We start from the raw sequence: 9,579 nt of genomic DNA, 5'->3' as shown, positions 1-9,579 counted from the left end.
GCCCACGCGCCCTGGCGTAAGCCTTGATCGCCATCAACCCCAAATGCTCCATCGGCATCGACGAATACACCCACGGATCACCGAGTTTTTGCTCGCCGACATAAGACCGCCCGTTGGCACGCACCCCCGGAGGATTGACCAACAAAACCGTCACGCCACCCACCCCACACCATCAACCAGCACCGAGCACCCGCTCACCCCCGGCCGCCACGATGCGGAACACCCAGGCGCAGGCGATGTCCCACAACCGTTTTCAGCCACTAACGTCGTCACTTCTTGGCGATGCGCTATCTCAGCCATGCCAGGCGGTAGGGATTTCTTCTTATCTTTCCCTTACTCTCCAAGGCGGTCTGTCCGCCGATCGGCCGATACGTTGGATGAATACCATGTCCGCCGATCGGGGGACCCCTATTCGGTGCACAAATCTGGCGGCTGACCAATCCCGCCGCCCACCATGCGTCGCCTGCCCAAAATGGCGCTTCGCAGCAGGCATACAGGCCGGTGCCGATCCGCGGCGCGCCGGCTAGTCCGGCGGCTCATCCTCCAAGCCACCGGCAGCGGCACGTTCCCGGTCGCTGGGTTTGCCCGGAACACCTTCTGCTTCGCGTTCGTCGGCGACCTTCTCATCGAGCCGGTCGACGATGTTCTCCAGCTTCTGGGAGTGGTCCAGCTGCTCGCTATCGAATTCAGTCATGAGCGCTTCCGTTGAGGTCAGATCTTCTGGTTGGCCCGCCGTTGGTGCGAGCCCTCGCCACCCCATACCCTGCCGTGCGCGGTTGGTAACACGCCTATCCTGGCCGGAGTGTCCGAGCCGTCCATCGAAACGTCCGGGGCGACGTTGCGCAGCCGACTCGACGGCCTGACCATCCGCGACGCCGCGTACCTCGGCCGGCGCCTGAGGAATCTGCGCGGCGCCAAGCCCGACAAGCTGCGACAGCTCACCGACCAGATCGCCGCGGCCGAGGCTCTGGTGGCCGCGCGGCAGGCCGCCGTCCCCGCGATCACCTATCCTGACCTGCCGATCAGCGAACGACGGGAGGAGATCGCCGACGCGGTGCGGAAGCATCAGGTCGTGGTCGTCGCCGGCGAAACCGGTTCGGGAAAGACCACCCAGCTGCCTAAGATCTGTCTCGAGCTCGGCCGCGGCCTCCGCGGCACCATCGGACACACCCAGCCGCGACGGCTGGCAGCGCGCACCGTCGCGCAACGCATCGCCGATGAGTTGCACACTGCGCTTGGTGACGTGGTCGGCTACGCCGTCCGGTTCACCGACCAGGTCAGTGACCGCACCCTGGTCAAGCTGATGACCGACGGCATCCTGCTCGCCGAGATTCAGCGTGACCGCCGCCTGCTGCGCTACGACACCCTGATCCTCGATGAGGCCCACGAGCGCAGCCTCAACATCGACTTCCTGCTCGGTTACCTGCGCGAGCTGCTGCCGCGCCGCCCCGACTTGAAGGTGATCGTCACGTCGGCGACGATCGAGCCGCAGCGCTTCGCGGCGCATTTCGGTGGAGCCGACGGCGGGCTCAGCGTCCCGATCGTCGAGGTGTCCGGACGCAGCTACCCGGTGGAAATCCGCTACCGGCCATTGGAAGTCGCCGTTTCACCCGGCACCGACGATGATCCCGACGATCCCGACCACGAAATCGTGCGCACCGAGACCCGCGACGAAATCGAGGCGATCATCGACGCGATCGGTGAACTCGAGGCCGAACCGCCCGGCGATGTCCTGGTGTTCTTGTCCGGTGAACGCGAAATCCGCGACACCGCAGAGGCCTTGACAGGCTTGAGAAATACCGAAGTATTGCCGCTGTATGCCCGGCTGCCCACCGCCGAACAACAGAAGGTGTTCGCGCCGCATACCGGACGCCGCGTGGTGCTGGCGACCAACGTGGCCGAGACGTCACTGACGGTGCCGGGTATCCGCTACGTCGTCGACCCCGGCAACGCACGCATTTCGCGCTACAGCCGCCGGCTGAAGGTGCAGCGGTTGCCCATCGAACCGATCTCGCAAGCGTCGGCCGCACAACGGGCCGGGCGATGCGGCCGACTCGCCCCCGGCGTGTGCATCCGCCTCTACTCCGAGCGCGACTTCGCGGCTCGCCCGCGCTACACCGATCCGGAGATACTGCGGACAAATCTGGCCGCGGTGCTGCTGCAGATGGCGGCGTTGCAGCTCGGTGCCCCACCCGGCTATGTCGAGAACTTCCCGTTCCTCGACCCGCCCGATCGGCGCAGCATCCGCGATGGTGTGCAACTGCTGCAGGAGCTCGGCGCGTTCGACCGCGACGGCGCGATCACCGACCTGGGCCGCCGCCTGGCGCGGCTGCCGGTCGACCCGAGGCTGGGCCGGATGATTCTGCAGGCCCAGACCGAGGGATGCGTGCCGCAGGTGCTGGTGCTGGCTGCGGCCCTGACCATCCCCGACCCACGCGAGCGCCCGGCCGACCGCGAGGAGGCGGCCCGCCAGCGGCATGCCCGCTTCGCCGACGAGAACTCCGACTTCATGTCCTACCTCAACCTCTGGAATTATCTGCGTGAGCAGCGTAGAGAATTGTCGGGCAACGCTTTTCGGCGGTTGTGTCGCGACGAATTCCTGCACTATCTGCGTATCCGGGAGTGGCAGGACCTGGTCGGGCAGCTGCGCAGCATCGCCCGCGACCTGGGCCTGGCCGCCTCCGGGGTCGAGTACGACGACGTTGACCCGGCCCGCATCCACGCGGCGCTGCTCGCCGGGTTGCTGTCGCATGTGGGGATGCGCCGGGAGGACGCGCGCGAGTATCTGGGCGCGCGCAATTCCCGGTTCGTCCTCGCGCCCGGCTCGGTGCTCACCAAGCGGCCACCGCGCTGGGTCGTGGTGGCAGAGCTGGTCGAGACGAGCCGCCTGTACGGGCGGACCGCCGCGCGTATCCAACCGGAAGCGGTGGAGCGGGTCGCCGGCGACCTGGTGCAGCGCACCTACAGCGAACCGCACTGGGATGCCGGCCGCGGTGAGGTGCTGGCCTACGAGCGGGTGACGCTGTACGGGCTGCCGCTGGTGGCCCGCCGCCGCGTCGGATATGCCCGCGTCGAGCCGCAGGTGGCGCGGGAATTGTTCATCCGGCACGCGCTGGTGGAGGGCGACTGGCAGACCCGCCATCGTTTCCTGGGCGACAATGCACGGTTGCGGGCCGAACTCGGGGACCTCGAGGAGCGGGCCCGTCGCCGCGATCTGCTCGTCGGTGACGAGGACGTCTACGCGCTCTACGACACGCGCATTCCCGCCGACGTGGTCTCGGCGCGCCACTTCGACGCGTGGTGGAAGAAGCAGCGACACCAGACACCGGATCTGCTCACGTTCAGTCGTGACGACCTACTGCGCGCCGAGGATACCGCCGCCGCCGATCGGCCGGCCCTGTGGCGGACCGGCGATGTCGCGTTGTCGCTGACCTACCGCTTCGAGCCGGGCGCCGCCGACGACGGTGTCACGGTGCACGTCCCGATTGACGTGCTGACGCGTTTGGGTGGCGACGAGTTCGCCTGGCAGGTACCGGCATTGCGGGAGGAACTGGTTACCGCGCTCATCCGTTCGCTTCCGAAAGAGTTGCGCCGCAACTTCGTTCCCGCTCCCGATACCGCCCGCGCCGTGCTGGCCGGGATCGATCCGGAACGGGAGCCGCTGCTGACGGCGTTGCAGCGCGAATTGCGCCGTCGCTCCGGGGTTTTGGTGCCCATCGACGCCTTCGTCCTGGAGAAGCTGCCGCCCCATCTGCGAGTGACGTTCGCCGTCGAGTCCCGAAACGGCACCGAGGTCGCCCGCGGCAAGGATCTGGGTGCGCTGCAGGAGCGGCTGGCGACACCGGCCCGCGAGGCTGTTGCGCATGCGGTCGCGGGGGAGGTGCAACGAACCGGGTTGCGCACCTGGCCCGACGATCTGCCCGAGGTGCCGCGGGTCGTGGAGCGCACGGTCGACGGGCGCACCGTGCGGGGTTTTCCGGCGTTCGTCGACGCGGGCGGCGCGGTTGACCTACGTGTGTTCGCCACGTCGGTCGAGCAGGAACGCGCAATGGGTCCGGGCATCCGGCGGCTGTTACGATTGAGCGTCACCGCATCTCTCAAAGCCGTTGACCGCCAACTGGATCCACGGACGCGCCTGACGCTCGGCGCGAACCCGGACGGCTCCGTGCCCGCGTTGCTCGACGACTGCGCCGACGCTGCGGTGGACGCGCTGGCGCCCGCGCCGGTGTGGACACGTGCGGAGTTCGCTTCGCTGCGCGATCGGGTAGCGCAAGATCTCGTGCCGATGACCGTCGACATCGTGGGCCGAGTCGAAAAGGCGTTGTCCGTCGCGCAGCAAGTGCAGCTGTTACTGCGCGCCGAACCGCCTGCGGCACAGACCGATGCGATCACCGACATCCGCACCCAGCTGGACCGGCTGTTGCCGCCCGGGTTGGTCACCGCGACCGGACGCGCGCGTCTCGCCGACCTCACCCGCTACCTGACCGCCATCCGCCGGCGCCTGGAGAGGCTGCCGTACGCGATCGAGGCCGACCGTGAGCGGATGCGGCGGGTGCACGCCGTGCAAGACGCTTATCACGAACTGCTGCAGGGGCTGCCCGCGGCACGGGCGGCGGCCGCGGACGTCCGGGACATCGCGCGCCTGATCGAGGAGCTGCGAGTCAGCCTGTGGGCCCAGCAACTCGGCACGCCGCGGGCGGTCAGCGAGCAGCGAATCTATCGCGCCATCGACGCCGTGTGGTCTCAGCGGTCCTGATGGAGAAGCGGCTGTAGTTCCCACTCTCACGATATACGGCACCTGGGGGCTTGCGGCAAGACCCCGGTCATGCCGCAAAATCATTGGCCGGGGCGAAAACTCACGGAATTTGGGGGCGAAATTGCGGGTGCGGTCGGGGGCATGCGAGTCGAGCCGAGAGGCCTCTGCGGTGGCCGACCATGCGGTGCTGGTGGCCGGGGCGGGACCGACCGGGCTGATGTTGGCCGCCGAATTGGCGTTGGCAGGAGCCGACGTTGCCGTTATCGAGCGGCGCGCCGACCAGCAGCTCATCGGCTCGCGCGCGGGCGGTCTGCATTCCCGTACCCTCGAGGTCCTCGATCAGCGTGGAATTGCTGAGCGGTTCCTCGCACAGGGGCAGCTGGCCCAAGTCGCTGGATTTTCGCAAATGCGTCTGGATATCAGCGACTTCCCGACTCGGCACCCGTATGGGCTGGCGTTGTGGCAGAACCAGATCGAGCACATCTTGGCCGGCTGGGTCGACGAGCTGGGGGTGCCGATCTATCGCCGGCGTGAGGTGACCGGCATTGTCCAAGACCTGAGCGGCGCCGATGTCAGGCTGGCCGACGGCCGGTTGCTGCGGGCGCAATATCTGGTCGGCTGCGACGGCGGACGCAGTGTGGTTCGCAAGGCAGCCGGCATCGACTTTCCGGGATGGGATCCGACAACCAGTTACCTGATCGCCGAGGTCGAAATGACCTTCGGGAAAGGCGAGGAGCCGGAGTGGGGCATCCGCCACGACGCGCTCGGTGTCCATGCGCTGAGCAGCAGCGACGATGGGGCGTCGGTGCGCGTCATGGTGACCGAGCAAAACCTTCAACGTACTGGCGAACCCACGTTGCGCGATCTGCGCGAGGCACTCGTCGCGGTATACCGAACGGATTACGGGATCCGCAGGGCCGCATGGATTTCCAGGTTCACCGATATGGCGCGCCAAGCCGCGGCCTACCGCAACGGACGGGTGCTGCTGGCCGGTGACGCCGCACATGTGCATCACCCGGTTGGCGGTCAGGGCCTCAACACCGGTGTGCAGGACGCGGTGAACCTGGGATGGAAGCTGGGTCAGGTGGTTAACCAGATATCACCCGACGGTCTCCTGGACACCTACCATGCCGAACGTCACCCGGTTGCTGCCCGTGTGCTGCGCAACGTCATGGCGCAAGGTGCCCTTCTTCGCCGCCTGGATGACCGCACCAAGGCTCTGCGCGACACCGTTGCCGAACTCCTCGGCATGGACGAGCCCCGCAAGCGATTCGCCGCGATGATGTCGGGCCTGGACATCCGTTACGAGATTGGTGACGGGCATCCGCTGCTGGGTCGCCGCATGCCCGATCTGGACGTAGTCACGTTGGACGGCCCAATCCGGGTGTTCACCCTGTTGCATCGTGCCCGTCCCGTGCTACTCAATTTTTCTGAGCCCGGCGCCTTCGAAATCACCGGGTGGGCGGACCGAGTCCAGCTGATCCACGCGAAATACGCTGGCAAATGGGAGCTTCCGGTGCTCGGCGCGGTCACACCGCCAGCCGCGGTATTGATCCGCCCCGACGGGCATATCGCCTGGGTGGCGGGCCTCGCCGATCAGGAGCTGCGCGCGGCCCTGACCGCCTGGTTCGGGCAACCGCGTGCTGTGAACGCCTCGACAGGGTAGCAGCGGCCGGACTGATTTCCTCAGGATTGCGCGGTGCCGTTTCGTTCGATCCACTGCGACAGCGCATCCTCCAGCGCGGCCGCGACGGTCACACCGGCGCTGCTGGCGGCCTGCTCGAACCGGTCGACCAGATCCGCTGGCACCGAGGCGTTTACCTTGGCACGTGTCGGCTTTGGCGTAGCCGGCTGGACAGCGACCGTCGGCGCATGTCGCGCCACCGTTGCGTCCATGGTTTCACGCAGCGCGGGAATCACGTCCAGCAATCTGGCGAGATCATCACGCTCGATACGCAGCACCTCGGCCGGACCGGTCGTCGTTACCGTCGCAGAGCGCAGTTTCCCACGGCGAAGCACAGATTCGCCGATCACCTCACCCGGGCCCAACACGGCAATGGGATCCCGGCCCACGTATACCCGCGCCTCCCCGCTGAGCAGGATGTAGCAGGCGTCCGCCGGAGTCTGCTCATGAATCATCGGCCAGGGCTTGGACGTCGAGGTGTGATGGGCTACTCGGGCGAGCAGCTCCAGCTCGGCATCCGAGAAGTTGTCGAATGCGGTGAACTTGCGTAGCCGATGGGCGTAATCGCCGTCACGGGCGTCTGCTCCAGATCCCGCATCCGACTTCATAGTGCGCTCCTGACGTGCGATGTGATCCGGCATCGGGGAGCCTACGCCCTGTTTCCGGTGGATTCCCGGGCCGGCACCCCGGGCGATTCACGCCTGACGCGTCGCGCCACCTCGCATCCCGCCCGCCACCGGTCTAGAGTTCCGGTCGATGCGTCGTACGTGGACCTGGACATTCGACCTGCCACCGGATGAGTTGTGGCCGCTGCTGGCCGATACCAACCGGTTCAACGAAGCGCTCGGATTGCCGCCCTACACGCTCGAAGAGACCCCACTTGCCAACGGTACGGTCCGGCGCCGCGGGCAAGCCAGGGTGGCGGGCTTCTTGCTGGAATGGGAGGAGAAGCCGTACGAGTGGATCTCGGGTCGGCACTTCCGCCAATCACGCGTGTTCACCAAGGGGCCGTTTCGTCGCTTCGGCCCGGTCTTCGATATCGAGCCAGACGGTAACGGGGGCTCGCGTGTCAGCTATGCACTCGAATGGGAGCCCCTGAGTTTGGTCGGCCGTCTCTTCGGCGCGCGGCTTGCGGCCCAGGCGGGCGAAGCGGTGGGAAAACGCGTCCTGGAGGCAGTCGACTTTGCTCACGGCGATCATGCGCCCAACCGCGTGACACCGTTCGTGTTGCCGGAGCCCACACTGCCCGCCGGTGCCCCCGAGCGGGCTGCGGCGATGGCGGGTGAAATAGACCGCAGCCCTTACGGTAACGGGCTGGGCGCGCGGCTCGCCGACCTTGTCCTGCACGGCATGGCGACCGACCTGACCCGGCTCCGGCCCAAGGCGCTGGCGAACGCTCTCGGCGTGCCTGCGCGCGTTGCGACCGAGGCGTGTCTTGCCGGGGTGAAGGTTGGCTTGCTCGGCATGAAGTGGGATTTGCTGTGCCCCAACTGCCGCGGCACCAAGGTCAGCGTCGCCACCCTGTCCGAGCTGCCCCACGGTGCGCACTGCCCGTCGTGCAACATCGACTACGATCGCGACTTCGAGCGCAACGTCGAGCTGACGTTCGCGCCGGCGCCCACGGTGCGCCCATTGCCCGGCGGCCGCTTCTGTTTGTCGGGGCCGATGGAGACGCAACATGTCGCCGTACAGGTTCTGCTGGCTGCGGGGGAGCGGCGCGACGTGACCGTCGACCTGCCTCCGGGCGCGTATCGGTTACGCACGCTGCATCCCAACGGTTTCGTCGACATCGATTACCAGTCCGGCGCGTTTCCCGGTCTGCGCATCACCGGGTCGGGCGTCGAGATCCTGGACGCCGCGGATCGGGAGAACGCGCCGGGTAGTGTGACGTTTGTCAATGACGCCGGCTTCGAGCTGGCAGCCTTGATTGAGGACCGGACGTGGGCGCGCGAGACGTTAACCGCGCCAGAAGTGATCTCGCTGCAGGCTTTTCGCGATCTGTTCGCCGAGGCGACGCTGCGCCCGGGCGACGACGCGGGGGTCAGCCAGGTCGCGTTGCTGTTCACAGACCTGCGGGGCTCGACGGCCCTCTACGAACGGGTCGGCGACGCCACTGCCTACAACCTGGTGCGCGAGCACTTCACGCTGCTGGCCGCGATCGTGCGGGAGCATGACGGTGCGGTGGTCAAGACGATCGGTGACGCGGTCATGGCCTCATTCACCGATCCGGCGCGAGCGGTCCGCGCGGCGCTCGCCATGCAAGCGGCGATCTCCGCGTCGGCACATGCAGGCGGCGGCCTGGTGCTGAAGGTGGGCGTGCATGCCGGTCCCAGCGTCGTCGTGACGCTGAACGATCGCCTCGACTACTTCGGCTCAACGGTGAACATGGCCGCACGCCTGCAGGGCCAGAGCGCCGGCGGCGACATCGTGTTGTCGCACGCCGTCGCCGACGATCCGGCGGTACGGGAAATTGTGGCCGACGTGCCCCAGCGGCACGAGACGGTGATGCTCAAGGGCTTCGCCGCGCCCGTCGGCTTTGTGCGTCTGCTGACCTCGCAAGAATCGAATCAGCCTGTCTAACAGGACCTTCCGGCCCATTACGACCAGGACTGCCCCGCAATATCGGGCTCCGAACTCGCTCAGGTCACTGGCCGGGTGGCCTTCATCAGGGGTCCGAACCCGACGGCTTGCATGCGCTCCATCATCTTCGTCGGCGACGGGCGTTGCTGCAGCAGCGCGTCGACCGCCTCGTCCGGGGTATCGACGATGCGCACCAGTTGGTCAAAGTCCTCCGGTGTCAGCTTCTTGCCGCCAACGAACAGGGCCTGCAAAACCGGCAGCACGGGCAGCTTCTCGGTCCAGAACTCCCGGCCGAGGAAGATCATCGGGGAGAACGCCACCGCATTTCTCGGGTAGTAGTTCTGCGCGGCGTTTTGAAACACTTCCTGCAGTGTGCCCGCCGCGCCGCGGGTGTAGATGATCCCGTTGGCCGCCAGGGACAGCAGGATGTCTTCGCGAATGCTGTTCTGGAAGTACTTGGCGACGTCGGTAGCCAGCGGCGACAATGGTTCGTTGCCGTAGTACCAAGTGGGAACCGCGATGCTGCGTCCCCCGGTGCCGGCGAATGTTTGGGCTATCT

Annotated in this window: 5 protein-coding genes and 1 pseudogene; 3 read left to right on the top strand and 3 right to left on the bottom strand. The window is 67.0% G+C overall.

The window, feature by feature from the left end:
• Window positions 1–523 precede the first annotated feature (523 nt).
• The gene (locus BST40_RS30945; RefSeq protein WP_162877386.1) at window positions 524–694 is read right to left on the bottom strand and encodes a hypothetical protein; all 171 of its coding nucleotides are present in this window, start codon (window positions 692–694) and stop codon (window positions 524–526) included.
• 99 nt (window positions 695–793) lie between these two features.
• On the opposite strand from BST40_RS30945, the gene hrpA reads away from it, so the two are divergent.
• Together hrpA and BST40_RS26170 are read left to right on the top strand one after the other, a co-directional pair.
• On the top strand, window positions 794–4,756 hold the full coding sequence (gene hrpA / locus BST40_RS26175) for an ATP-dependent RNA helicase HrpA (RefSeq protein ID WP_083156228.1): 3,963 nt from the start codon (window positions 794–796) through the stop codon (window positions 4,754–4,756).
• A gap of 169 nt (window positions 4,757–4,925) precedes the next feature.
• Window positions 4,926–6,422 (top strand): FAD-dependent monooxygenase, encoded by a 1,497-nt coding sequence (locus BST40_RS26170; protein ID WP_258174287.1) that lies wholly within the window; start codon window positions 4,926–4,928, stop codon window positions 6,420–6,422.
• A gap of 20 nt (window positions 6,423–6,442) precedes the next feature.
• Here BST40_RS26170 and BST40_RS26165 read toward each other — a convergent pair whose 3' ends face one another.
• Complete coding sequence (locus BST40_RS26165; RefSeq protein WP_075549854.1) at window positions 6,443–7,048, bottom strand: Crp/Fnr family transcriptional regulator; 606 nt, start codon at window positions 7,046–7,048, stop codon at window positions 6,443–6,445.
• 193 nt (window positions 7,049–7,241) lie between these two features.
• Here BST40_RS26165 and BST40_RS26160 point away from each other — a divergent pair, with 193 nt between their 5' ends.
• Complete coding sequence (locus tag BST40_RS26160) at window positions 7,242–9,020, top strand: adenylate/guanylate cyclase domain-containing protein (RefSeq protein WP_158006392.1); 1,779 nt, start codon at window positions 7,242–7,244, stop codon at window positions 9,018–9,020.
• Window positions 9,021–9,079: 59 nt separating this feature from the next.
• Here the strand turns inward: BST40_RS26160 and BST40_RS26155 are convergent.
• Window positions 9,080–9,579, bottom strand: a pseudogene (locus tag BST40_RS26155) (LOG family protein); the annotation flags it as partial.

This window comes from Mycobacterium persicum, from assembly GCF_002086675.1.
Taxonomy (GTDB): Bacteria; Actinomycetota; Actinomycetes; order Mycobacteriales; family Mycobacteriaceae; genus Mycobacterium; species Mycobacterium persicum.
Note: the sequence above shows the minus strand (reverse complement) of the source record. Positions and strands in the feature narration are given on the sequence as shown.

Bases quoted from the DNA above. Each gene is read 5' to 3' on its own strand.
- BST40_RS30945 (WP_162877386.1), bottom strand. From the start codon at position 694: ATGACTGAATTCGATAGCGAGCAGCTGGACCACTCCCAGAAGCTGGAG.
- BST40_RS26165 (WP_075549854.1), bottom strand. From the start codon at position 7,048: ATGAAGTCGGATGCGGGATCTGGAGCAGACGCCCGTGACGGCGATTAC.